The sequence below is a fragment of the Pseudomonadota bacterium genome (assembly GCA_022572885.1).
In the GTDB taxonomy this organism is placed as follows: domain Bacteria; phylum Pseudomonadota; class Gammaproteobacteria; order Steroidobacterales; family MnTg04; genus MnTg04.
Genome location: JACZVC010000030.1, coordinates 1 through 25,265 on the forward strand (window position 1 = coordinate 1; position 25,265 = coordinate 25,265).

Sequence of the window (25,265 nt, forward strand, 5' to 3'; positions counted from 1 at the left end):
GACCCTCAACCAGTCTATCTGCCAGTTTCATATTGTGCTCATATATGTGCTCGATACCGATATCGACCAAGTACTCAATAGATTTTTCCAAACCCTTGATACATCCGAATGCCAACGTGCTGGACTCGAATCTTTTGGTTGTGTCTGGATATTCCAACCTGTCAGGGCTCAGGTCCCATATGTTTTTGTGGCTACGAAAACCGACAAGCCCGGGCTCGAGATTGCCTTGCAGATGTGGCGCGAGATACATTACCGCGGCACCGAATGGCCCACACAACCACTTATAAGAGCCACTGATAATGACGTCAGCGCCACATGCGGGCGCATCGATAGGGATAGCTCCTGCGGACTGCGTTGCATCGACAACGAGAAGCGCGCCATGTGCATGCGTGACTTCCGCCAATGCTGCCAGATCATAAAGTTGTCCACCTGTATATTCGGCATGCGAAATCGATACGACTGCTGTATTTTGGTCGATAGCACCGATTACCTTATCAATGCTTGTGTAAGCGTTATGTCCCTCAGCCAGCCGAATTTCAGAACCAGTATGGTGTGAAACTCGACTCCATGGATAAATGGTGCTGGGAAATACGATATCAGTACTTACAATGTTCTCATGCTTTTTGGGCATCACTGCCCAGGCGATCGAACTCAACAGTTCAGAACAACTTGAACCACCGGCAATATCTTCAGGACGACAATTAAATAGACGGGCCGCCTGAATACGCAGCCCGGCAAACGCCAGATCCTCGGCATGATCATCGAAATTGTTGCTACCATTGAGCGCGAGATCAGTTTGCCAGTCAGTAATTACTGTGGCCGCGCGCATTGGAATTAACGCCACGTTGGCCGCGTTGAGGTAGGACCATGACTCCGTCAGTGGGAAATCCCCACGCTCCACGAGCAATTTCATCTTTGACCTCGCTACCTGATAGTCAACACGTCGATAATCCCGAACCAATCGCCTATTGTTGCTTATTCCGAATGCGCGCCACCCCGCTGCTTGCCGAACCCGGGCCAACAAGCAAGGAGACCCACCTGAGAACTAGATAGATTCGAGGAATGCCATTTGTCTTCATCGATCCCATCTTGGCGTACGTCACTGCTTATCTTCAAGTTGTTCCAGAACGCCGAGCACCGTCTCTTTCTGCGCCTCGAAAAGAAATATCCCGACCTCGATATCGGATATCCGATAGGTGATGATTTCGAAAATTCCGGGATGAGCGCGAAGCGACCTAAAAAAAACATTGGCGTCGTCCACGCTTACACCGGGAATCGTACATGGCGGAAATCCGGTCGGAATCTCACCAATATCGTCGGTAGTCGGGCAGTGCTCGCGAATCGCTTGTTGAATATTCCAGGGGATGATTCCGCGAACAATCTCCCTATACACCTGTGAATGAGCCACCATTTCGGTTGCAGTCTTTCTGTGATACGAGGCCAGGGCCAGGCGAAGTTCTATATCGCCAAGCAAACGGATGTTGCCCGTGCTTTGCAGGTCTTCATAGGTGTTTTCAATTGGTCTGAACCCAAAGTTTTCAGATGCATAATACGCAGCCAATAATGCGTCTTGATCAACCGGCCTGTCAGCTTGAAGCCGGTCAAGGGTCTGGATTCCAAACGAATGTACTGCGGTAAGGAAGGCAATACGATAATCGAGGCTTTGCCGGTCAGCCTCAAGGTCATCGGCGAGACGCGCCAGATACTCCTGCCCAAGATTTTCGTCGTTGCGTTGTTCGATCCAGGTGTCAACCATAAGTGCCACCAGGACTCCAAGTACCACTAGAACGAATTCACCAACAAGCCTGCCACGCGACGTAATGAATTTGATATTGACCATGCGGGCAAGCATACGAAAAAAGTGTCGCGGCGTCCGCTTTGGGTGGTGGTCTCCCTCGATTCTGATGTGCCCCTTGATCGATTGCGCGTAGCGTGGCTGACCTGCTACACGGAGGCCATGGTCAGGGGAGCCAGAAATCGGTCCCCAAAACGTGGTGTGTAAAGCAGCTTCAGAGTTTCCCATGCGTAAACGCCCGGCGGAATCCCGATATCGGCCAGGATCAGGTGTCCCGTATGTTCAGGCGGCAGACCCGTCTTGGGCACGTTGCGTTTGGCAACAAGAGTTGTTCTCAGTCTGCCTTCGAAACGACCGCCGTTGCTTCGATCTCCACCAGCAGTCCCGGTGCAATCAACGCCGAAATTTCGACCAGCGTGGATGCTGGCCGAATGTCCGCAAAAACTTCCAGGTGCGCGCGGCCGACCTGCTTGGCGAAAGATGCGTCGGTAACGTACAAACGGGTTCGAACCACATCACTCATCGAGCCGCCGGCTTCGTTCAGCGCAGTCGAAATTTTTTCCAGGATGAATCGGGCCTGCCGATAAGGGTCGTTTTCGCCGACGACTTCGCCGTTTTCCGCTATTGCCGTGGTACCGGATACCTCGATCGTGTTACCGACCCGTACCGCTCGCGAGTAGCCAAAAACGCCTTCCCATTTCACGCCATCGGAAATATTGATTCGCTGATTCAATGAGTGCTCTGTTTCACATTGAAAAAGGGCGATCCTCAGTCGACGTCGCGTCCGCTGATCAGTTCATCCAGCGGCGGCGGCGCATGGCCGGGACCCATGCGGCCAGACTTCAACCGGGCCACGTAATCATGATAAGCGCGCATCGCCTGGCCGCCGAATATCCAGATGATCGGGATGTTGGCCAGCAGCATCACGCCAGTACCCAGCGAGGTCAGGTTGTCGAGTTGTTCGTCGGTTCTGATAAAACCCAGCGTCGCGACGATGATCAACAGGCAGTAAATGACCTTGTAGCTCAGTACCGCGCGGTCGCCGATCAGGAACACGATTCCCTGTTCACCGTAGTAACTCCAGGAAATCATCGTTGAAATTGCGAACAGCCATACCGCGAGCGTGATCAGCCATTTGCCGAGGCCGGGAGTCACCGAATCGAATGCCTTGGCGGTCAGGGTAGCGCCTACATAGGAGCCATAAACACCGTTTTCATGCAGCACCGGTTTTACCGACGATTCAATGGATTTCCAGTCGACTAACAGGATGCCGTTTTCTTCGACGATCGTGCCGTTCAGACGATGCAGATTGTTGCCGCTGACAAGGTTGGCCTGCGCAGAGATGACCGCGAAAACCAGCTCTCCTTCGACCCATTCGCCCAGGTCCCGCGCAGGGGCAGCCTTCATTTCCAGGCTCCATTCGTCAAGCGCGACCGACACGACTTCCGGCGGCACGTCGTATCTCGCTTCCACACCGCGGTTCCAGACGCCGGTCGACAGGATGACCAATGCCGAGAAAGTACATACGATCAGCGTATCGATAAACGGCTCGAGGCCGGCGACTACGCCTTCGCGTACCGGCTCATCGGTCTTCGCCGCCGAGTGGGCGATGGGCGACGAACCCTGGCCCGCTTCGTTCGAGAACAACGCGCGCTTCATGCCGTACATGAATGCGTATCCCATGGTGCCACCGACAAACGCTCCGGACGCTTCGTGGGTGGAGAACGCCGATACGAAAATAAGCTTGAGCATGCCGAGGATCTGGTCCGAGTTGATGAACAGGACATAGGTGCCGGCAAGCAGGTAAAGCGCGACCATAATCGGCACCAGCCGCCCGGCGACCGCACCGATGCGCTTGATGCCCCCGATAATGACCGTGCCGACCAGTATCGCCAGGATGACGCCGCAGACCCAACTGGGAATGCCGAAATAAGCCTGGGTAATTTCACCAACGTTCCAGGCCTGGAACATGTTGCCGCCGGTGATGGCCGAGACCAGCAAGGTGAGACAAAAAACCGTGCCAACGATTTTGCCAAGCCCGGCCAGGCGGGGGTTCATTTTTGCCAGGCCCTTCGCCGCGACCCACATCGGCCCGCCATGCGGATTGGCAGGATCGTCGGTGTTCCGATAGAGCATCGACAAGGTGACCTCGGTCAGCTTGATCGACATCCCGAAGAACCCGACCACCCACATCCAGAAGACCGCACCGGGACCGCCGAGAGCGATGGCGAGCGCGACGCCACCGATGTTGCCCAGGCCTACGGTTGCGGACAACGCCGCCGACAAGGCCTGAAAATGGTTGATCGCGCCCGGGTCGTCCGGATCGTCGTAACGCCCCCGCAGAACGTGGAAACCATGGGTCAGAGCGGTGTACTGGCTGAACCGGGACCAAATCGTAAAAACGATGCCGGTGAAAAGAACGAAAAACAGCACATAGTTATGCCAGATGACCCCGTTGATAGCAGCGAGTACCTGGTTGAATTGATCCATTTGGTGGCTACCTTTATTGTTATGGCCGCATTATTGCAGTGCAGCGTATGTTTCTGCGGAGCGTCTTATAATGTCGGCTCATGCATACAGGTGCAAGCAGGCTCGAAAAACCGGTTGACTGCTAACGCTCCAGAATCGCGGTAACGCCCATGCCGCCACCGGTGCATATCGAGATCAGCCCGCGGCCGGCGCCTTTTTCAGCCAGCAATTCGGCCATCGTCATCAACACCCGGCCGCCGGTGGCTCCAAACGGGTGGCCCAGGGCCACGCTGCCACCCTTGACGTTCATTTTGTCCCTGTCGATGCTTCCCATCGCCGTGTCCCGGCCCAGTTTTTCCCGGCAGAATTCTTCCGATTCCCATGCCTTGAGCGTACACAGGGCCTGGGCGGCAAATGCTTCGTGTATTTCGTAGAAATCGAAGTCCTGCAACTGCAGCCCGGCTTGCAGCAGCATTTCCGACACCGCCCGGGTCGGCGCCATCAGCAGTCCCTCGCCACCGACGAAATCGACGGCCGCGACTTTGCCAAAGCTCAGATAGGCTTGCACCGGCAACCCCCGTTCGCGGGCCCAGTCTTCCGATGCCAGCAATACCGCGGACGAGCCATCGGTCAGCGGCGTACTGTTGCCGGCGGTCATGGTGCCGGTCTCGCTGCGATCGAATACCGGCTTCAGTTTTGCCAGCGATTCCATGCTGGAATTCGCGCGTACATTGTTGTCGGCCTTGAGGCCACAGTGTTCGGTCAGTTGATCGTCGTACCAGCCGTCCGCCAGCGCGGCCGCGGCCTTCAGATGGCTCTCCATTGCCAGCCGGTCCTGGTCCTCACGGCTGACCTGCCACTCCCTGGCCATCAATTCGCAGCTTTCCCCCATCGACAAGCCCGTGCGTGGCTCGGTTACACCCGGGGCCAAGGGCTTGAAATGGCGTGGCCGCAATCGCAGCCACGGTTTGATTTTCTGACCGAGGCTGCGGCCAGTCATGCTCGCCACCAGTATTTTCTGATAACTGCGTGGGTATACGATTGGCGCGTCGCTGACACTGTCTACGCCTGCACCGATACCGGAATCGATCATGCCATTGGCTATTTTCAGGCCGATCAGGATCGCGGCTTCAAGGCTGGTGCCGCAGGCACGCTGGATGTCGAATGCCGGTGTATGCGGATCGAGGCCGCTGCCGAGCACCGACTCGCGGGCCAGGTTCCAGTCCGAGCTGTGTTTGGTTACGGCTCCCAGCGAGACGTCGCCGAGCGTTGCGCCTTGCAGGCGGTACTTTTCGACCAGGCCTTTTAACGACGCAATCATCAGATCCTGCGTGGTCTGCTCGCGATAGCTGGTATAGGCTCTTGCGAACGGTATGCGTGATCCGCCAATGACGGCGACGCGGCGAACTTCATTGCTGTTCATAATCTAAATACCTGCTTCAGTAGGGTTGCCGGCGGCCCGGCAGGCCGCCTCAAACGACAGAACATACCGCACAATCGCGCCGCAGCAAAACCGGCGGGAGTATCGATATCGATGGTGCAGACTGCTAGAGTCTCCGGCCTTGCACAGTCTGCCTGAATCGCCGGGCGGTTACCTTTTATGAGATCAGGAACTCACCGATTGTTGCCCGAGTTGCGCACCTTATTGCGCTATGGCGGCCCGTTGGTGGCGAATAACCTGGCGATTGCCGGGATGAACCTGGCCGATACCATTATGGCGGGTCGTTTTGGCATGGCCGACCTGGCCGCGGTTGCCATCGGTTCCAGCGTCTGGTTCATGGCGTTTCTGCTCAGCCTGGGTCTGTTGATGGCGATGAGCCCGATAACCGCGGCCTGTTTTGGAGCAGGTAAAAACCGCCAGGTGGGTGTCTATTTTCGCCAGGGGATATGGCTGAGCCAGGCACTCGCGGTGATTATCGTATTGATCGTCATGCAGGCGGAGTCATTTTTCTTGTTCATCGGTATCGATGCCGCGGTTATTCCATTGAGTGTCGGATATCTTGAGGCCATCGTCTGGGGCGCGCCCGCTATTTCGGCTTACCTGGCATTGAGATTTACCAGCGAAGGCGTCGCCTGGACGCGACCGATCATGTATATCGCAGCGCTGGGACTGGTGGTCAATATCATCGGCAATTATGTCCTGATGTACGGCAAGCTCGGCTTTCCGGCACTGGGCGCGGTCGGCTGCGGATGGGCCAGCGCGATCACGATGTGGGTCATGTTTTTTAGCCTGTTTTTCTATATGAAAATACAGCCACGCTATCGGCTATTTGAACTTTTCGGGCATTTCGACTGGCCCGACTGGCCGAGGCTCAGGGAGATTCTCGGGCTGGGCGGGCCAATCGCAGTCAGCGTGTTGGCCGAAGCCGGCATGTTTCATGGTGCGGCGTTGCTGGTCGGGACCATGGGCGCGGTCATGATGGCCAGCCACCAGATCGCGATCAATGTTGCTGCGACGATGTTCATGGTGCCGCTGGCAATGCATTCGGCGACCACGATTCATGCCAGTCATGCGAACGGCAGGGGCGACCGCTCGGCGGCCCGCTTTATCGGTTTTGTCGGTATCGGCCTGTGTGGAACCATCATGCTGATATCCGCAATCCTCATGCTGACGTTTCGCGAGCAGATCATCGGCCTGTATACGACCGACATCGAGGTTGGCCAAATCGCTGTAGGCCTACTGTTTCTGGCCGCCATTTTCCAGGTTTCCGATGGCTTGCAGGTGGGTGCAGCGGGTGCGCTTCGCGGTTTCAGGGACACGCGAATTCCGGGCATCATGAATGTTTTCGCGTACTGGGTGGTCGGGTTTCCACTCGCCTGGTATCTCGGGGTGGTCCTGGATTTTGGTTTGACGGGAATCTGGATCGGGCTGATCATTGGCCTCAGTGTCTGCGCCGTGCTGCTCAACTGGCGTTTCTGGAAGATCTCGAAGGTGGACAATAATATTGCACAGTGACCGGGAACCAGGCAACCCACACCAGTCCCAAAACATCAGAGCTAAATGGAATTGAAAACCATGAGGAGAGAGTAGTGGAAAAAATAATTCTGGTTGCCGTACTGGCGCTTTTTGGCTGTGCGCAGGAAAACGATCGTTCGTCGGCAGCCACGTCGGCAACCGGTGAGGCCGGTCCGGTCGATAACGCCGCGTTACTCGATGAACTGTTTGAAGCTTATTTTGAAGAGATACTGGAGCTCAACCCGCTTTATGCGACTTTTATCGGAGACGATCGATATAACGATCGTCTGGCCAACAGCCTCTCTCCCGAGTACCTGGAAACATCGAGGGCGCTGGAGAGAAAATATCTGGGCGCATTGCTGGCGATCGACAGCGGCGATTTGAGCGGACAGGATTTGCTGAGCTATGAAATCTTCCGCCTGGACCGTGAAACTTCGATTGCCGGCGAGAGGTTCCCCGGGGAATTGTTGCCGCTGAACCAGACGTTCAGCCTGCCGAGTTTCTTCGCCGTCATGGGCTCCGGTCAGAGTGTGCAGCCATTCGCGAGTGTTGGCGACTACGAGAATTTTCTGAGCCGGGCCGATGACCTTGTCGTATACCTGGACCAGGCGATTACCAACATGCGTACCGGCATGGAGCGCGGCGTCGTCCAGCCGCGGGTGGTCATGGAAAAAGTCGTGCCGCAGCTGCGGGCCCACATCGTCGATGAGGTAGCGACGAGCGTGTTCTACGGGCCGGTTGCAAACATGCCAGAGGATTTTTCCGATGAGGACCGGGCCAGGCTGACTGTCGCGTACACCGATATGATCGAAAATATTCTGGTTCCCGCCTACCGTCGCGTGGCCGATTTTATCGAGCAGGAATACCTGCCGGCGACGCGCGCAACGGTTGGCTGGGATGCGCTGCCCGATGGCGAAGCGTGGTACGCCTTTCGGGCGGAGAACAGCACGACGACCAAGATGAGTCCTGAAGAAATCCATCAGCTTGGCCTGGCGGAGGTCGCCAGGATCCGGGACGAGATGGAGGAAGTGGCCAGGCAGGTCGGTTTCGACGGCACGCTTGCCGAGTTTTTCGAATTCCTGAAAACCGATCCGCAGTTCTTCTTTGGATCTTCGGAAGAGGTGCTGGCTGCTTATGAGGCGGCCCGCGTGAGAATCGATGAGCGCTTGCCATCCTTGTTCTCGGTGTTCCCGAAAGCCGATTATGAGATTCGGCAAATCGAGGAATTCAGGGCCAAGTCGTCAGCAGGCGCTATGTACCAGCCACCAACACCCGATGGGTCCAGGGCGGGCATTTTTTATGTCAATACTTTTAACCTCAAAGCTCAGCCGACCTATGGCGTTGAAACCCTGTCGATACACGAAGCGTCGCCGGGGCATCATTTCCAGATTTCCATCCAGCAGGAAGTCACCAGTCTGCCACGGTTCAGGCGGTTTGGTCGCTATACCGCGTTCACTGAAGGCTGGGCGCTGTACGCGGAGTCAATCGGCAAGGAACTGGGAGTGTTCACCGATCCCTACCAGTATTACGGGCGGCTCAATGACGAACAGCTCAGAGCCATGCGCCTGGTGGTCGATACCGGCTTGCATTCGATGGGGTGGTCCCGCGAGCAAGTGATTCAGTATATGCTCGACAACTCATCGCTGGCCGAGACGGATATCATTTCCGAGGCTGAGCGCTATATCGCGACACCGGGCCAGGCGCTGGCCTACAAAGTGGGTCAGATCAACCTGACGAGGATGCGCGCGGAGGCAGAACAAGCGCTGGGCAAGGATTTCGATATCAAGGCCTGGCATGCGCAGATACTGACCGATGGCGCATTGCCGATGGCGGTGCTCAATGCGAAAAACCGCCGCTGGATAGCGGCGCAAAAATAAACGGCGGGTAGTTCAGCTTCTTCTACGGTGTCCTGGCGCTGATTACCGGGACATGCCAGACGGCGTAGCGCTCGGGATTGAGAATATCCGCGACGATCTGTCTAAAGGTGTCCGTGATCTCCTGCTCGCTCAAGGCCGTGTTTTCGGCGATCGTTTTTGTAAAACCGTCCTGCCAGGCTTGCATGATCCGGGCAAATGTTTCCCGTTCGACTCGGAGCGTATCGAGAACGATATAGTCTATGTGGATATCTTTCATCCCGAGCCGGCGCAGCATCGTGAAACTGTTGCGGCCGACACGGCCATCGGTACCGGTTTTTTCAAGCAAGGCGATCGCGCCGGCGTGCCACAGGCGGTCCGGGTTCATTTTTCCGTGCTGCATATGGATCATGCCATAGTCTTCGTTGATCAGGTGTAACCAGCCGCCGGGTTTCAATTGCCTCTTGAGTCCCGCCAGTACGGTGATCGGACGCGGCACCGCCTGCAACATATGGCGGCACACCACCAGGTCGAAACCATGGGCTTCGAATTCCAGGTTGAAGGCGTCTTGCTGCCTGAATTCCAGCCTGGGCGCCAGGTCGCGGTAGCGATCGCGCGCGATGTCCAGTAAATCCTCGAGCAGGTCGACAGCGATGACGGTAGCTTGCGGATAAAGCGCGGCCAGGCGGGAGCTGATCTCGCCGGTTCCGCAACCGACATCGAGAATCTTGCAATCGGCGGACAGGCTATACCGCTCGAACAGCGGTTTCTCCTGCGGCCAGATGGCGATCGCCTGCGCCTCGAGGTTTCGCACCATGGATTCATCGCCCATTTGGTCGGCTTGCGGATTATGATCGTGTGTCATTCGTCAGTTTTTCCTTGTCCCGGCTTTTACCGAGCTTGCAGTATGTGAGAAGGTTAGGCTTTATGTCACCAGCGCAGCAACCGCGAGGGACAGAATGATCGAGCCCAATAGCACTATCATACTGACGTTCCTCGCGTACCTTGTCGTTGTGATGCTAATCGGTTTTATCGCGTGGCGGCGCACCAATAACCTCGCCGATTATATTCTGGGCGGGCGCAGCCTGGGTAGCGGTGTCGCGGCGCTCAGCGCACAGGCGTCCGATATGAGCGGCTGGCTTTTGCTGGGGCTTCCCGGTTATGCGTACCTGGCGGGTTTTGAAGCGGGCTGGTTGATGATTGGCCTGTTGGCTGGAACCTATCTCAACTGGCGGATCGTGGCTGCACCGCTGCGTACGGCGACCGAACAATATGGCGATTCGCTGACCCTGCCGGATTATTTTGAACGCCGTTTTAATGACCACAGCGGCGTACTGCGCATTGTTTCCGCCTCATTCATCCTGATCTTTTTCATTTTTTACACCAGCGCCGGCCTGGTCGCCGGCGGCAAGTTGTTCGCAACCGTTTTCGGCATGTCGTACCAGTTGGCGGTGATTGTCGGTACGGTCGCCGTTGTGACCTACACTTTTATCGGCGGATTCCTGGCGGTGAGCTGGACCGATTTTTTTCAGGGCATGCTGATGTTCGTGGCGCTGATTATCGTGGCCGTACTGGGTCTTGGCGCCAGTGGCGGTTTCACCGGTTTGACGATCAGCATGGTGGAGCAGAATCTGCACTTGCTGATCCCGTTTACTGCCGCCGATGGTTCCCCGCTGACTTTTATTGCCGTGCTGTCGGCGCTGGGCTGGGGGCTGGGCTACTTTGGGCAGCCCCATATACTGGCTCGATTCATGGCGATCAAGTCAGCGGGCCATGTCCCGCGAGCGCGTCATATTGCATTGATCTGGGTAACCATGGCGCTGGCCGCGGGCACGATGATCGGTCTCGAGGGCATCGTGTTGCTCGATCCGCCGTTACAGGGCCCGGATTCTGAAAAAGTATTCATGATGCTGACCAGCTTGTTACTGCACCCGGTCATAGCCGGTATTTGTCTGGCGGGAATACTTGCGGCGATCATGAGTACGGCGGACTCGCAGTTATTGGTGGCGTCATCGGCGATTTCCGAAGATTTTTACAAGGGCTTGCTCAAGCCGGCGAAGATTACGCCGGCAGGCATGTTGCGCGTTGGCCGCCTCGCCGTCGTCGGTATTGCGATCGTCGCGATGGTGCTCGCACTGAACGCGGACGCCACGGTGCTCGAGCTGGTCGCCTATGCCTGGGCCGGTTTTGGCGCGGCTTTTGGCCCGACCGTTATTCTTTCCCTGTACTGGAAAAACGCTAACTATCTCGGCGCCCTGGCGGGAATTCTTAGCGGCGGGTTGACCGTAATCATCTGGAAACAGTTATCGGGCGGGCCTTTAGGTATTTTCGATCTATATGAAATTGTCCCCGGCGTGCTTTTTTCATTCATCGCGTTCGGGTTGCTGAGCGTGATCGGTGGCGGCAAAAAGGCATGAGCTGGATAAAGACAATCGAACCGCAGGACGCCGATGAGGAACTCGGCGATATCTATAAGAAGATCGCCGGCCCGGACGGACAGGTGGATAATATTCTCAAAGCGCACGGGCTGCGCCCGCACACCTTGCAGGGCCACATGGCGATCTACAAGGCGGTCTTGCATAACCGTGGCAACAAGCTTCCCAAATACCTACTCGAACTGATCGGTGTGTATGTCAGCCGGCTCAATAACTGCCGGTATTGCGTCGCACACCACCAGGAAGGCCTGAGAAAGCTGCTGGAGAATGAAGCCGGTTTCGATGTGATCATCGAAGCGCTGGATTCCGATGTCTGGGGCGATGTGTTCGATGCCAGGGAAAAAGCGGCGCTTAATTACGCTCGACAACTCACCGCCAACCCCGGGTCGATCAACGAAGCCGCCGTCGCCGTATTGCGCGATGCCGGCTGCAGCGACGGCGAAATACTCGAGATCAACCAGGTTACCGCCTATTTTGCTTATGCCAATCGAACCGTGCTCGGTCTTGGGGTCAGCCACGAGGACGAAGAACTGGGACAGTCGCCTTCTTCGGATCGTCCGGACGACTGGGAGCACCAGTGAAACGGCTGGCGTTGGCAATTCTTGTTTTTCTGGCCGGCTGCACCGATCCGGGCAGCCCTGAGCAGCAGGTTCGCGATACGATTTTACAAGCGGAGGTGGCGGCAGAGGCGCGCGACATGGGCGCAATTCGCGACCTTGTCCACGATGAATATCAGGACCGGAGTGGCCGTGATCGCCGCATGCTGCTCAACCAGGTTCGCTTGTACCTGATGGCGCGCCAGTCGCTGGAACTGCTGGTCAAGATCAACGAGATCAAATTTACCGCGAATGATTTCGCCGAAGTCGATGTCACGGCCGCCGGACTGGGGCTGCGAGCCGGCATGGAAGGTCTCGGGCTGACCGCCGATAGTGATCACTACCAGATTGACCTGGCCAGGGACGATGACGGAAACTGGCTGCTGATCGGCGCGCGGAGTCTCTGACAGAAGCGCCGTTACATTTTGATGCAACAAGGGAAAACCATGCTTGCAATGGGAAAGAGTAATTTGTTTTTGACAGCCGTATTTTTGAGCGGCTGCATGCTATACGGTGCGGCGGGCGCAGAGGAAAGCGATTTGTTGTCCCAGGCCAGGCAAGCGACGCAGGACATCGAGGCGCAACTGATCGACTGGCGGCGGCACTTTCACGCCAACCCGGAGCTGAGCAACCGGGAATTCAACACTGCTCGAAAAATTGCGGTTCACCTGCGCGAACTGGGCCTGGATGTGGAAACGGGCGTCGCCCATACCGGCGTAGTGGCCCTGGTCCGGGGCAAGAGCCTCCATCCGATGGTGGCGCTGCGCGCCGATATCGATGCGTTGCCGGTTAGCGAGCGTAATGATCTGCCATTCGCATCGAAAGTGACGACAACATATAACAACCAGGAAACCGGCGTCATGCACGCGTGTGGCCACGATACCCATATTGCGATTCTAATGGCGGCCGCCGAAGTCCTGGTTGGTATGAAGGATCGATTGTCCGGCTCGGTACTGCTGATTTTTCAACCGGCGGAGGAAGGTCCGCCAGAGGGCGAGGAAGGGGGCGCGCGGCTGATGCTGGACGAGGGCTTGTTCGAGCGCTACCCGGTGGATGTTGCCTTCGGCCTGCATACCTGGTCTGCGCTCAATGCGGGCGTGATCGGCTATCGCAGCGGGCCGATGATGGCCAGCTACGACAACTTCAAGATTCGCGTGCAGGGCCTCCAGGCGCATGCCTCGAAACCGTGGAGGAGCATCGACCCGATCGTTGTCGCCGCGCAGATCGTACTCGGTATCCAGACCATCGCCAGCCGCCAGGTCAACGTTACGCTGGCGCCGTCGGTCATATCGATCGGCAGCATCCACGGCGGTATCCGCAACAACATCATTCCCGACGAGGTTGAAATGCTGGGGACGATCCGCTCCTTCGATGCCGGGATGCGCAAGGATATCCAGCGCCGGTTGGTGACCACCGTGGAAAATATCGCCGAATCCGCCGGTACCACAGCCACTGTCGAGTTCCATTATGGTTACCCGGTGACCGTCAATGACCCGGAACTGACCGCAGCGATGCTGCCCACCTTGCGCTCGATCGCCGGTGCCGACAATGTCATCGAGATCGATTTGATTACCGGCGCCGAGGATTTCTCCTATTTCCAGCAAGAGGTTCCCGGGTTTTATTTCATGCTGGGCGCCACCCCGGCCGGTCAGGATGCATCGGTCGCGCCAACCAACCACTCGCCGCTTTTTTTGGTCGATGAAAGCACCCTTCTGGTCGGGCTGGATGCCCTGATCGGCGTTACGCTGAGCTACATGGATTTGCAGGAAGCCGATTGAGTTTCAGGGCTTTTTGTTTTTCCTGCCTAGCAGCGCCGATCGTAAACACACTGGCGAGTACGGCGCTCAACGGCATCCAGGCAATTTGTGTGCTCATGTCGGTCTCCGTCGCAATCCTGAGGCAGTTTCAGTTTAGCGGTTTTGCCAGCGGTAAAGTGATGCTGAAAACGACGCCGCCATCTCTCGGCAGATTTTCCGCATTCGCTTCGCCGCCGTGAAACTGGGTGATCAGTCGCACGATGAAAAGGCCAAGACCCAGGTGCGGCTTGGCGCCTTTTTTCTCGCGCCGCGAGACCATGGAGTCGAATAATTGTCCCCGCAGTTCTTCCGGCAATGGCGGTCCGGGGTTGCTGACTGTGATGCAACAGGAATTTTCCGCGCAGCTCAAGGCGATTCTTATCCAGCTGCCATCGGCTGCAAAATCCGCAGCGTTGTCGACCAGCTTGTCCATCAGTTGCGCGAGCAAATCGGGGGAGGCTTGCACGACACAGGGCCGGTTCACGGTCGCAACCCGGATTTCGTGATGCGGGTAGGCGCTTTGGTAGGCCTCGCCTATATCCTTGATCCAGGCAGACAAGTCCAGCGATTCGATGGCCGCCCCCTTGATGGATGCCTCGACCCGCGAAGCTTCCGACATGGCATTGAGAATTCGTTTGAGGCGATTGGATCCGTCCAGCGCCCTGCGGGTGTATTCCCGTGACTCGTCTGACAGCTCTTCGTGCTCGAGATTTTCCAAGGAAGAGTGAACGACCGCCAGCGGCGTGCGCAGTTCATGCGAAAGTTGACTGGCCAGCGTTTCGAGGTACTGGTGATAGCCCCGTAGCCGATCGAGCATCGCGGCAAAACTTCGGGACAAGTCGCCGATCTCATCGCCGGCATCGGTTCCCGGGATGCCGCCCAGGATACGGCCATCCGCGCTGACCGCCGATTCGGCGGCATTTTTCAACCGGCGGATGCGAAACGCGAGTAACGAAGCCAGTCCGAGCAAGCCGAGCGCGGCTACGCTGACCGCGATCAGGGTCAGGTTCATCAGGCGCCGCAACGCGTTGTTGGTTAGCGTGAGGATGGCTTCGCTGCCTTGTTCGACGACTACGCTACCCATTGCCCGACCGGCAATCTCGATGGGCGCGAAAACCGTGGCTACGGCCCGGTCGCCTTCGGGTAACAGGTTCCAGGTGCCAGCGGCCTGGCCGGACAGCGCGCTCTCGCTGGCTGCCGGTGGCAGGCGTCCGGGGCGCACTGTGGCCGCTCTTTGCAAGTCACCGGTGCCGAGGATCACCTGGTAAAGACGATCCAGCCAGGCGGAAGCATCGGCAATGTCTCGCTGCGGCGGCGTGCCGATCTCGCCATATCGCGCCAGTTCCCAGCCCTGGCGGTCGCCGACTCGGAGCAGCAGTCCTGGCCGGTGATAGGGCGCGAGGGCGGCAGCCAACTCGGCTGAGGGTCTGACGATCATCGCCGGTTCTGGCCGGGTCGGGTCCATGGTGCCGATCAAGGCGCCGCCGGCGCCATGGTCTTTCAGCAAAAAGCCGAGCCTTGCGCCCAGCATCTCGCGCGGAATCCGGATTTCCAGGTTGAACCCGTCGCCGGTAGGCTGCCACTCGGCCTGTATCCGGGTTTCCCGATCGCCGCCTTGCCAGGGTCGATTCCAGTGACTGCGCTGAGGAAAAACCTGGCCGGGCGCCAGTGTCGAAAAGCGGTATGCCTGCAACTGCTGGTTTTCGTCCTCCGTCATCATCAGCACGCTGTCGCCGGCGGTCTCGGTGGTCCTGTAAACGACCTGTGGATCATTGATTTGCAGGAACAGCCAGGCGAATCGCCGACCCATGCCCAGTGCATAACGAACTGACTGACCGTTACCGCCCAGATCGGTCAGCGCACCCGGATCCAGCGCCCAGTCTTCGACGAAGCCATCCAGTGTCGGCGATGTGCGCAATGAAAACTGGTAAACAGAGACAGCGCCGTTGACGGGTTGGGCGAGCCGGGGGTCTGGATAAATCAGCTCTTGTCGCTCCGCCAGTTGCCTGGCCACCGCCTGCGCGTTGCCCAGCAGTGCGCCGGTGTGGGAGCGGCGGAGAGCATCTTCCATTTCCCGTACGTACTGGTAACCCGCCCATGGCAATACCAGCGTCAGCAGGCTCACCAGCAACAACTGCAGGCGCAGGCTCATTCTTCTACCCAGCGATACCCCATGCCATAGACGGTTTCGATGGCATTGAAATCCGGCGCCAGTTCGCAGAACTTGTGGCGGATGCGTTTGATGTGGGTGGTGATGGTGTGGTCGTCGAGTACCGTATTGGCGGCGTCCATCAGTTGTTGACGGTTCTTGACATGACCGGGAAAACGCGCGAGCGCATGGACCAGCCAGAACTCGGTCAGGCTCAGCGGGACTTTGACACCATTCCAGTGGGCACTCAGACGGTCTATATCTAGCTCCAGCTTGCCCTTGACCAGTTTCTGCTCCTGACGGACCGGCTGGCTCAATGCCTCGACCCGCCGGAACAACGCGCTCACGCGGGCCAGGATCTGGCTGATGCTGATGTCCTTGGTCAGGTAATCGTCGGCGCCCAGCCGCAGACCCGAAATCACATCGAGCTCGCTGTCCAATGCGGTCAGAAAAATGATCGGCAGTTCCGGGCTCCTGGTTCGTAACTCGCGGCACAGGTCAAAACCGCCTTCCGCTTCATCACCCAGGTTGACATCGATGATGACGAGATCAGGCAGGCGCACCGAAAAAGCTTCCAGCGACTGCTTGCGGTCGCTATAGCCACTGACCTTGTAGCCCTGCCGGGCGAAGGCCGCCGAGTAGTTTTCACGGATAGCGGTTTCGTCTTCGACTATCGCAATATGTTTAGCCATAAGCGTGACTGTAAACGGAAACGCCGCCGTTGTTAATTCCCGTGACTGCCGATATTGGTGACTTTAGTTCGAATGACGCTGACTTAGTGGTTGATATAGTGCGTCAATGACCGGGCACGATGGGATCGAATCGCCGTTGCACTCGGCGGCCATCCGCAACAATGCTTGTTCGAGCCGCTCGAGGTGGTCTATTTTCTCCCTGATTTCACCGACGTGATCCATGGTCAGCGCCTTGATGTTCTCGCAGCTGTACTGATGTTCGTCGACCAGGCCCAGCAATTGCCGGATCTGCGCCATCGTAAACCCCAGTTTTCGGCAGCGGCGGATGAAAGTCAGGCGCTTCAGGTGATCCTCTTTATACAGGCGATGGCCACCGGCGCTGCGCGGCGGGTCCGGCAGCAGGCCCTGCCGTTCGTAATAGCGGATGGTCTCAATCTTGCAATCGGTCCTTGCAGACAAGGCGCCGATGCCGATCGGGAAAAATTCAGGGTTTTTCATGGGAAATCGCTTGTATCTGTAGTTAGTACAGGCAATAGACTCAGAATCCCACGGTTGGTTTCGTTATTTCTTGTAAGTGACGGGGTGTTTTTTATGAATGAACAAAGCAAAACGGTAAAAACGGACATCACCGGCAATCTGAAAAGCCTGCTGGTGGTCAACGGATTGCCCATCGTCGCCATATTGCTGAGCGCTTATTACCTGTCAGAAACGCCGAGGACCGTGGTCTGGACGCTTTCCTTCCTGGTGATGGGCGCCGCTTGCGTGCGTAATGCATTGAGTTGCCGGCGGGTCCACTGTGTGTTTACCGGGCCGTGGTTCTTGCTAGCCGCACTGGCATCGCTGTTGCATGGCACTGGATTCGTCGATTTCGGCGGTCCACGCGGATGGGAATTGATCGGCAACATCGGTCTGTGGGGCGCGTTCGCCGTGTGGATAGTCAGCGAAGCGATCTGGGGGAAGTATTTTGCCGAATCTGAAATTAAATCCGATGCCTAGGCCGATTGTCCAGTTTCTGAGTTTCCCTGGTTGCCCGCTGGAATCGAGGGCGCGGACAGAACTTGAGAAGGCATTGGCTGAATGCGGCCTCAATCATTATGAAAACATTAACGTCATGGCGGAGCAGACGGCGGAGGAACTGAAATCCTGGGGCTCTCCGACCATCCTGGTCAACGGCAGGGATGTGACCGGGCACGAGGGCGGCGATGGCGTCGGTTGCCGGATCTATGGCGGTGGCCTGGGTGTGCCGGACACGCAGACCATTGTCGAATTTCTGCGGCGGAGCACGCAGGATGAATGAAGACCAGAAGGTCGTCGCGACTACCGGCAGCGCCATCGGGATAAGCACCTTCGCATCGTTTATCGGTCTTTGTTGTATCGGACCGTGGGCAGTCGTCCTGTTTGGCGTATCCGGCGCGGTGACGATGGCGCGCTGGCAACCGTTTCGCCCTTACATTCTTGGCGTCGCCGCGGCGATGCTGGCCTGGGCGTTCTGGCGCGTTTACCGGCCGCAGCCGGTTTGTGAAGACGGCACCTGCCCCGCCGGGCCTACGATATGGCTGAAAGTAATGTTATGGGTTGCCGCCGCGATGATCGTGCTCGCTTTTTTTGCCGATGACCTGCAATGGATATTGATTGACCCGACCCCCGAGGGATTGCGCGATGAATAGAAGAAATGTACTGGCTGTAGCCGCGAGTGTTTTGTTGCTGGCTGCGTGCGGCCAGGATACCGGCAATTCTGGTGCCGAGGAATCCGCAGCATCTGACTACCTGAGCTACGCAGTCATAGGACCAGACCTCGAAAAACTGCGCAGTGATTTCAACGCCCACCGCGGCCAGGTCAGGTTGTTGTTTATCAACGGTCCAACCTGCGGCATATGCCTGCGCGGTATGGCCGATCTGAATGACGAATTTATTGCGGCGAGCCAGAACGACGGGCGGCTCGAGACCTTTGTCGTCCATGTACCGACGCTCGGCGCAAAAGAGAAGCACGCCAAGGATGTATTGCCGTTACTGGCCGGTCCCAGGATTCATCATTACTGGGAAGACAGCGGGATCATCGGCCGGCTCTACCAGAAGGTCATGGAAACCGATTTCTATATGTGGGATGTGTGGATGGCTTACCTGCCTGATGTGGTCTGGGAGGGCGAACTGCCGCCGTATCCTGATTTCTGGATGCATCAGTTGGGACCGTTGCCAAAAGAGCTAATGCTCGATGCCAGTGTTTTTGCCGTGGAAACCCGAAAAATGATGGACCTGGTCGGCGATGCCGAGTCTTTTGCCGATGCGCCGTTGGCAAGATCTGCCGCGGAGCAAGTCGCAGACGGTCTGGTGATACCTGACATCGCGCAGCCAAAAGGCATAGCCATCGGCACCCACATCCGGGGCCGTGGCGGTTACCTGAATCTGAAAAGCATACAGTCGATCGAGCGAAGCGGAACGATAACCGCTGCAGGGGAAACTTTCGACTTGCAAATCAATAGCCAGCGTGGCCAGGGAATCAGCCGACTCGTAGGCTCGGACGGGCAAGTCTCGGCAGCCGGCTTCGATGGCAGTACGGTAACTCTCCCGGAAGGAGACGACAGGGGACTACCGGCCGCGCTGGAAAAAATTCTCCTCGAGTCATTCGAATTCGATGATCCGGTCGTGGAATGGAAGGACAAAGGCCACGAGACCCGGAAGATTGGCATGCACAAGCACGGCGACGTGCTGGCCTGGGGGCTGGAACTGATACAGGCCAGCGGTACGCGCTGGAACCTCCTGATCGACAGCCACACCGGCGATTTAGTCAAGGCGACAATACTGGACGCATCGGGAGCGCCGGTTTACGTCATGGTGATGGACGATTTCTACGACGAAGGCGATTTCAGGTTTCCGCACACCACCGAATATTACGATGGAAACAACAATCTGCTTGCAGTCGAAAATATCGAGGAGATTATTATCAGCCGTGCCGAGGCTGATATCGTATCAGACGATCTGACGCACTAGCGACGCTTGACCGGCACCAAAATCTCGGCTGCCACAATTTGTCACTTTTGATCACCGTTTTGACGGCAATGCGTCAGGTGCCTGGCGTTTCCTCCTGTTGCAATTATCCACAGTTGCAATGGGGGACAGCAAATGTCAGGAAATACTCGGCCCGCATCGAACTTCCCGTATGCAAGCGGGAGCCAAAATCGCTGGCGTCGGCATCTGCGGCGCTACCAGCCTGATCTGGGGCAGCGGCTTTCCAGGGCACGCCTGGTTTATTTGCGCCGCCACGATGCGCGCTGGGGATGGCTGGCGCTTTGCTTGTTCTTGTTTCTGCAGCCGGATGCGGCGTTCGCGCAGGATCTGAACAATCCCGGCGCGGGCACGCTACTGCTCGGCAGCCGGGAATATCCCTTCATCGCACCCGCCGTATCTCACGAAATGACAGCGACGGTCAGCGGGCCACTGGCGAGAGTCGAGGTCACGCAACGTTTTATCAACCCGAGCGACGAGTGGATCGAAGGGCGCTACCTTTTCCCGCTGCCCGACGATGCGGCGGTGGACCGGTTGCTGATTACCATTGGCGATCGCACCATCGAAGGGCAGATCAAGGAAAAGCAAACGGCACGGCGGGAATATCAGCAGGCCAAAAGCGAGGGTCGGCGCGCCGGTGTCGTCGAGCAGAAACGCGCCAACCTTTTCTCGCTCGCCCTGGCGAACATCGGGCCCGGCGAAGAGATTACGATCCGGATTTCTTACCTGGAAACGCTTGATTACCGAGATGGCGAATATTCGATACGCCTGCCGATGACAGTGATGCCGCGGTTTACGCCTGGCACAAGCGCAATTGATCTGTTGGGGTCTTTGACCACCAGTTTGCAGCCGATTTCATTCGTATTCGATACCCGGGAGGATCGTCTGGATACACCGTACGTCAGCGGTCTGCTGGCATCGACCGCGAACATCGAAGTCCGCTTGCTCGGTGATCGCTGGCCGCAGGAAATCCGCAGCGGCTCGCACGTCCTGAACATCGATCGGCACGCCAGCGAAGTCAGCGTACTCGTCGATGGCGGCTATGCGGCGATGGATCGTGATTTCGAACTGAGCTGGCGGCCGGCCAGCGGCGCACAACCAGACCTGCTCTTGCTCAGCGAGCAGTGGCGGGGGAAGCTCTATGCATTGCTGATGTTTCTGCCGCCATCGGTCGCCGAGGTCCGGGCGTTGCCCCGGGAACTGATTATCGTCATCGACACCTCCGGTTCGATGCATGGCGAATCCATTGAACAGGCCAGGGCGGCGGTCGACAGGGCATTGCAATCGCTGGCGCCCGGCGACTTGTTCAACGTGGTCCAGTTCAACACCAACGCCGAGGCCTTGTTCCCGGCCACGGTACTCGCCGACCCGGACAACGTGGCGCGCGCCCGTCGATACACCCGAGGACTAAGAGCCGATGGCGGCACCAACATGGCGCCGGCGCTCGAGATCGCTCTCGGTGCGCGGGACAACCCCGGTTACCTGCGCCAGGTCGTGTTTATTACCGATGGCGCGGTTGGCAATGAAGCGCAGTTGTTCGCCCAGATCGAAAAAGAACTCGGCGACAGCCGCTTGTTCACGGTCGGCATCGGTCCGGCGCCCAACTCGTGGTTCATGAAAAAAGCCGCGCGCTTCGGACGCGGCACGCACACCTATATCAACAACGTCAGCAACGTAGGCGAAAAAATGGCCGCGCTGCTGGCGCGACTGGAAAAACCGGCGTTGAAAAATGTGCGCATACACTGGCCGGCAGACATCGCCGTCGAGCAGTGGCCGGAGAAAATTCCGGATTTGTATGCCGGCGAGCCGATGATCGTATCGGCGAGACTGAGCCGGTTGCCCGATCATGTGCTGATCAGCGGCGATGGCGGCGCCGGTTACTGGGCGCTGCAAAAACCCCTGCCTGAAAAACAGGACGCGCCGGGCGTCGCCGCCTTGTGGGCCAGGCACAAGATCGAAACGCTGCAGGACCAGGCGATTGCCAGCGGAGATCGCGATGCGGCCAGGTCTGAAATCACTGCGGTTGCGCTGGAGCACGGCCTGATCAGCCGTTACACGAGCCTGCTGGCGGTCGAATCCACGCCGGTCAGACCAATAGGCAACCGGCTTGCCAGCCTGCGAATCGCCAATGTCAGGCCACGCAACCTGGCCAGCCCGGGATTCCCGAACACGGCTACACCGGCCGCCCTGTGGCGTTGGGCCGGCCTTGCGCTGTTGCTGCTGGGGATTACCTGGCTGACGCTGGACCAGCGGCGGACAATCGCATGAACCGGTGGATTGGCAAGTCGCTGATTGTTGCCGCGTTCATTTGCCTGCTCAACGCGGCCTGGATCCCCGCCAAGGCGGCGCTGGCGCAACACCTGTTGCAGCAGGCCTGGCAACGCACACTGGCTGGCGAGCGCCAGGTCAAAGCGTGGCCCTGGGCGGATACCTGGCCGGTCGCACGTCTGCGTGCGCCCGACCACGGCGTCGATCTGATCGTCCTCGCTGGCGGGTCGGGGCGGACGCTGGCTTTCGGTCCGGGCCATATGGACGGTACGGAACGTCCCGGCGGCGCGGGCAACAGCGTGATCGGCGGTCATCGCGACACCCATTTCGCGTTCCTCGGCGATCTAACGGTCACCGACCGGTTGCTGTTGGAAACTACTACAGACAGTTTCTGGTTGCAGGTCACCGATATCCAGGTCGTAAACAGCGCGGAAGCCGAGCTTAATCTATGGACTGAAGACCGGCTGCTGACGCTGGTGACTTGTTACCCGCTGGATGCGCAGGTACCGGGTGGGCCGCTCAGGCTGGTGGTCACCGCGGAACCGGTACCGGCGCTGGCCATTCTTTAGGAACAACGAATCCTCACGGGTTTCCTGCTTCCCGGCAATCCCAGCGAAACAGCAGGCCTTGCCGGTGGGTCCGCCCACCGGCTTTTTTTTAGCACCAGTTGATGCGTTTATAGAGATAATGCATGGAAATGCCGCGGGCGCACATGAACAGCATGAAAGCCAGCCACAATCCATGGTTGCCCAGCGGCTGCAGCAAATAAAACGCCGGCAGGTAAATCATCAACACGCTGAACAACATGGTGTTGCGCATCTCTCGTGCACGCGTGCCACCGACATAGACGCCATCGTAAAGAAAACTCCAGACCGACAGCAGCGGCGAGACGATCATCCATGGCAGATACAGATAGATCGCTTCGCGGACGGCCGGCAGCGTGGTCAGCAGATTGACGATGCCGCGACCGAACAACAAAAAGACCAGCGAAAATATCGCCGCGACCAGCAACGACCAGATCAGCGACACGCGGACCGCCCGGCCAAACGCTTTGCGGTCGCGCTTGCCGATCGCTTTGCCGACCAGCGCCTCGGCCGCGTTGGCGAAACCGTCCAGGGCGTAGGCCATCAGGTACTGGAACTGCATCAACACGGCGTTGGCCGCGAGGATGATCTGGCCCTGGCGGGAGCTTTGTGCGATCAGGAAGCCGAACGCGAACATCAGGCTCAGCGTGCGCACCAGCAGGTTGCTGTTGACATGCACCAGGTGTTTGAGCGCGACGCAGTCGCCCAGGTTCTCGCGTGACCAGCGTCCCGGACGGTTACGCAGCAGGCGCGCCGCCAGCCATAAGCCCAGACCGCTGCCGCAAGCCTCGGCGATGACCGAGGCCAGCGCCACGCCGTCGGCGGTCATGCCGATGCCGATCACGAACAACAGATCGAGCAAGATATTGCTGAGGTTGATCGTCAGCATCAGGTAAAGCGGCCCGCGCCCCGACTGCATGCCGATAAACCAGCCGATCAGGGCGAAGTTGAGCAGCGTAAACGGCGCGCCCCAGATCCTGATCGAGAAATAGATGCTGGCTTCGGGCAGGATCTCCGCGTCCGGGCTCAACAGCCACATGGCCGCTTCACGCAACGGGTGTTGCAACAATATCAGCAGCGCGCCGATGCCGACCGCGAGCAGCGCGGCCTGGCCGAGCCCCGCGCGGATGCGGTCATCGTCTCCCGCTCCATGGGCCTGGGCGGTCACGCCGGTTGTACCCATGCGCAGGAAGTTGAAGCCGATAAACAGGAAACTGAAAATTGTCGCGCCGATTGCGACGGCGCCCAGATAACGCGCATCGGGCAAATGGCCCATCACCGCCGTATCCACCATGCCAAGCAGCGGCACGGTAATATTGGAAAGAATCAGCGGCGCTGCGATCCGCAAGACATTACGGTGCTCTTTCTGGTTTGCGAGCTTCACCGGGATTCAGCCATCTTGTGCGGGTTGCAGCATTGCCGGATCCACGCAGTTCGAACCCGATCGCTCGGCAACGATTCAGAAGGCGCTGACGCCGGTCAGTTCCTTGCCGATCGTTAGCTGGTGCACGGTCTCGGTGCCCTCGTAAGTAATCACGCTTTCGAGGTTGAGCATGTGCCGTATCGCCGACATCTCGGCGCTGATGCCCGCGCCACCGAGCATGTCTCGCGCATCGCGCGCGATATCGAGGGCCATGCGCACATTGTTCCACTTGGCCAGCGATACCTGCGCAGGCATCATTTTACCGGCGTCTTTGAGGCGCCCGAGATGCAAGGAAATCAGTTGCGCGCCGGTAATGCGGCGAGCCATGTCGGCCAGGCGTATTTGTATGGTCTGCGTCTGGTTGAGCGGTTTGCCGAACAGGACGCGGGTCCCGGTGTAATCCAGCACTTCCTGCAGGCAGGCCTGGGCCGCGCCGATCACTCCCCAGGTGATGCCATAACGCGCCTGGGTCAGGCAGCTAAGCGGGCCCTTGAGACCTTTCGCATCAGGCAAACGATTGGCATCGGGCACCCGGACCTTGTCGAAGAACAAGTTGGAGGTCACCGATGCACGCAGCGAAAACTTGTGCTTGATTTCCTCTGCGGAGAATCCTTCCATGTCCTTTTCGACTATAAACCCGCGGATGCCGTCTTTGGTGTCCGCCCAGACCACGGCGATATCGGCCACATTGCCGTTGGTGATCCACATCTTGGAGCCGTTCAGAATCCAGTGATCGCCGTCTTTTTTTGCGGTCGTTTTCATGTTCGACGGGTCCGATCCACCATGTGGCTCGGTCAGGCCGAAACAGCCGATCGCCTCGGCCCGGGCCAGCGGTGGCAGCCACTTCTGTTTCTGCTCTTCGCTGCCAAAGGCATGAATCGGGTACATGACCAGGCTGCTTTGCACCGAGGCAAACGAGCGTAACCCGCTGTCGCCACGCTCGAGCTCCTGGCAGATCAGGCCATAACTGACGGCATTCAGGCCGGCGCAGTCGTATCCTTCGAGTGAGCTGCCCAGCAGGCCCATGCCGGCCATTTCCGGAACCAGTTCGTCGGGGAAGCGACTCTCTTCAAAGCACTTGCCGATGATCGGCAAAACTTTTTCGTCGACAAAACGGCCGACGCTGTCCTGCACCAGCTGCTCGTCCTCTGACAGCTGATCGCGAATGTTGTACAAATCCAGGGGATTGAGAGCCACGGTGAACTCCTGCCTTGCAAGGCGCGCAATAATACCGCATTTGCCAGGG

General features: G+C 58.1%; 23 protein-coding genes. 12 read left to right on the forward strand and 11 right to left on the reverse strand.

Translation table 11 applies throughout. The annotated features are described in order from the left end of the window. The 5 genes from IIA05_10725 to IIA05_10745 all read right to left on the reverse strand — a co-directional run. On the reverse strand, positions 1-913 hold a 913-nt coding region (locus tag IIA05_10725; GenBank protein ID MCH9027577.1), incomplete at its 3' end, for an aminotransferase class V-fold PLP-dependent enzyme. Positions 914-1,099: 186 nt separating this feature from the next. Beyond that, a complete protein-coding gene (locus IIA05_10730) occupies positions 1,100-1,840 on the reverse strand; it encodes a hypothetical protein (protein MCH9027578.1) in 741 nt (246 codons plus the stop codon). 289 nt (positions 1,841-2,129) lie between these two features. Continuing rightward, positions 2,130-2,528 (reverse strand): RidA family protein, encoded by a 399-nt coding sequence (locus IIA05_10735; protein MCH9027579.1) that lies wholly within the window; start codon positions 2,526-2,528, stop codon positions 2,130-2,132. Between the two features lie 35 nt (positions 2,529-2,563). Further along, positions 2,564-4,285 carry a sodium:alanine symporter family protein gene (locus IIA05_10740; protein MCH9027580.1) on the reverse strand — a complete coding sequence of 574 codons (1,722 nt, stop codon included), beginning with the start codon at positions 4,283-4,285 and terminating at the stop codon, positions 2,564-2,566. A gap of 121 nt (positions 4,286-4,406) precedes the next feature. After that, positions 4,407-5,687 (reverse strand): acetyl-CoA C-acetyltransferase, encoded by a 1,281-nt coding sequence (locus tag IIA05_10745; protein ID MCH9027581.1) that lies wholly within the window; start codon positions 5,685-5,687, stop codon positions 4,407-4,409. A gap of 177 nt (positions 5,688-5,864) precedes the next feature. Between IIA05_10745 and IIA05_10750 the strand changes: the two genes are divergently transcribed. Together IIA05_10750 and IIA05_10755 are read left to right on the forward strand one after the other, a co-directional pair. Next, positions 5,865-7,220, forward strand: coding sequence for an MATE family efflux transporter (locus IIA05_10750; GenBank protein MCH9027582.1), 1,356 nt, complete (start codon positions 5,865-5,867; stop codon positions 7,218-7,220). Positions 7,221-7,294: 74 nt separating this feature from the next. Beyond that, complete coding sequence (locus IIA05_10755) at positions 7,295-9,097, forward strand: DUF885 domain-containing protein (protein MCH9027583.1); 1,803 nt, start codon at positions 7,295-7,297, stop codon at positions 9,095-9,097. A gap of 22 nt (positions 9,098-9,119) precedes the next feature. On the opposite strand, the gene IIA05_10760 is transcribed toward IIA05_10755, so the two are convergent. Continuing rightward, the gene (locus IIA05_10760; protein MCH9027584.1) at positions 9,120-9,938 is read right to left on the reverse strand and encodes a class I SAM-dependent methyltransferase; all 819 of its coding nucleotides are present in this window, start codon (positions 9,936-9,938) and stop codon (positions 9,120-9,122) included. A gap of 94 nt (positions 9,939-10,032) precedes the next feature. Between IIA05_10760 and putP the strand changes: the two genes are divergently transcribed. The 4 genes from putP to IIA05_10780 are packed head-to-tail and all read left to right on the forward strand — an operon-like array spanning position 10,033 to position 13,882. Next, entirely contained in the window at positions 10,033-11,490 is a 1,458-nt protein-coding gene (gene putP / locus IIA05_10765; GenBank protein MCH9027585.1) for a sodium/proline symporter PutP, read from the forward strand. Beyond that, positions 11,487-12,089, forward strand: a complete 603-nt coding sequence (locus IIA05_10770) for a peroxidase-related enzyme (protein MCH9027586.1) — start codon at positions 11,487-11,489, stop codon at positions 12,087-12,089. Before putP ends, IIA05_10770 begins: the two co-directional genes overlap by 4 nt. Continuing rightward, positions 12,086-12,511, forward strand: coding sequence for a hypothetical protein (locus tag IIA05_10775; protein MCH9027587.1), 426 nt, complete (start codon positions 12,086-12,088; stop codon positions 12,509-12,511). Before IIA05_10770 ends, IIA05_10775 begins: the two co-directional genes overlap by 4 nt. A gap of 48 nt (positions 12,512-12,559) precedes the next feature. Next, positions 12,560-13,882, forward strand: a complete 1,323-nt coding sequence (locus IIA05_10780; GenBank protein MCH9027588.1) for an amidohydrolase — start codon at positions 12,560-12,562, stop codon at positions 13,880-13,882. Positions 13,883-14,009: 127 nt separating this feature from the next. Here the strand turns inward: IIA05_10780 and IIA05_10785 are convergent, their stop codons facing one another. From IIA05_10785 to IIA05_10795, 3 genes are all read right to left on the reverse strand, one after another. Further along, a complete protein-coding gene (locus IIA05_10785) occupies positions 14,010-16,052 on the reverse strand; it encodes a hypothetical protein (GenBank protein MCH9027589.1) in 2,043 nt (680 codons plus the stop codon). Continuing rightward, positions 16,049-16,741, reverse strand: a complete 693-nt coding sequence (gene pdsR, locus IIA05_10790) for a proteobacterial dedicated sortase system response regulator (protein ID MCH9027590.1) — start codon at positions 16,739-16,741, stop codon at positions 16,049-16,051. Before pdsR ends, IIA05_10785 begins: the two co-directional genes overlap by 4 nt. 63 nt (positions 16,742-16,804) lie before the next feature. Beyond that, positions 16,805-17,239, reverse strand: a complete 435-nt coding sequence (locus tag IIA05_10795) for a helix-turn-helix domain-containing protein (GenBank protein MCH9027591.1) — start codon at positions 17,237-17,239, stop codon at positions 16,805-16,807. A 93-nt stretch (positions 17,240-17,332) separates the two neighbouring features. On the opposite strand from IIA05_10795, the gene IIA05_10800 reads away from it, so the two are divergent. The 6 genes from IIA05_10800 (at position 17,333) to IIA05_10825 (ending at position 22,581) form a co-directional block, all read left to right on the forward strand. Continuing rightward, positions 17,333-17,737 carry a hypothetical protein gene (locus tag IIA05_10800; GenBank protein ID MCH9027592.1) on the forward strand — a complete coding sequence of 135 codons (405 nt, stop codon included), beginning with the start codon at positions 17,333-17,335 and terminating at the stop codon, positions 17,735-17,737. Then, positions 17,730-18,038 (forward strand): hypothetical protein, encoded by a 309-nt coding sequence (locus tag IIA05_10805; GenBank protein MCH9027593.1) that lies wholly within the window; start codon positions 17,730-17,732, stop codon positions 18,036-18,038. Before IIA05_10800 ends, IIA05_10805 begins: the two co-directional genes overlap by 8 nt. Continuing rightward, on the forward strand, positions 18,031-18,408 hold the full coding sequence (locus IIA05_10810) for a hypothetical protein (protein ID MCH9027594.1): 378 nt from the start codon (positions 18,031-18,033) through the stop codon (positions 18,406-18,408). Before IIA05_10805 ends, IIA05_10810 begins: the two co-directional genes overlap by 8 nt. Continuing rightward, positions 18,401-19,729, forward strand: coding sequence for a hypothetical protein (locus IIA05_10815; GenBank protein MCH9027595.1), 1,329 nt, complete (start codon positions 18,401-18,403; stop codon positions 19,727-19,729). Before IIA05_10810 ends, IIA05_10815 begins: the two co-directional genes overlap by 8 nt. A gap of 132 nt (positions 19,730-19,861) precedes the next feature. Beyond that, positions 19,862-22,012: a marine proteobacterial sortase target protein gene (locus IIA05_10820; GenBank protein MCH9027596.1), complete on the forward strand. Its 2,151-nt coding sequence runs from the start codon at positions 19,862-19,864 to the stop codon at positions 22,010-22,012. Continuing rightward, positions 22,009-22,581, forward strand: coding sequence for a class GN sortase (locus tag IIA05_10825; protein MCH9027597.1), 573 nt, complete (start codon positions 22,009-22,011; stop codon positions 22,579-22,581). The genes IIA05_10820 and IIA05_10825 overlap by 4 nt, the downstream gene beginning before the upstream one ends. 88 nt (positions 22,582-22,669) lie before the next feature. Here the strand turns inward: IIA05_10825 and IIA05_10830 are convergent, their stop codons facing one another. Together IIA05_10830 and IIA05_10835 are read right to left on the reverse strand one after the other, a co-directional pair. After that, the gene (locus tag IIA05_10830; GenBank protein ID MCH9027598.1) at positions 22,670-23,890 is read right to left on the reverse strand and encodes an MATE family efflux transporter; all 1,221 of its coding nucleotides are present in this window, start codon (positions 23,888-23,890) and stop codon (positions 22,670-22,672) included. 165 nt (positions 23,891-24,055) lie between these two features. Continuing rightward, positions 24,056-25,216, reverse strand: a complete 1,161-nt coding sequence (locus IIA05_10835; GenBank protein MCH9027599.1) for an acyl-CoA dehydrogenase family protein — start codon at positions 25,214-25,216, stop codon at positions 24,056-24,058. Between the last annotated feature and the right edge of the window lie 49 nt (positions 25,217-25,265).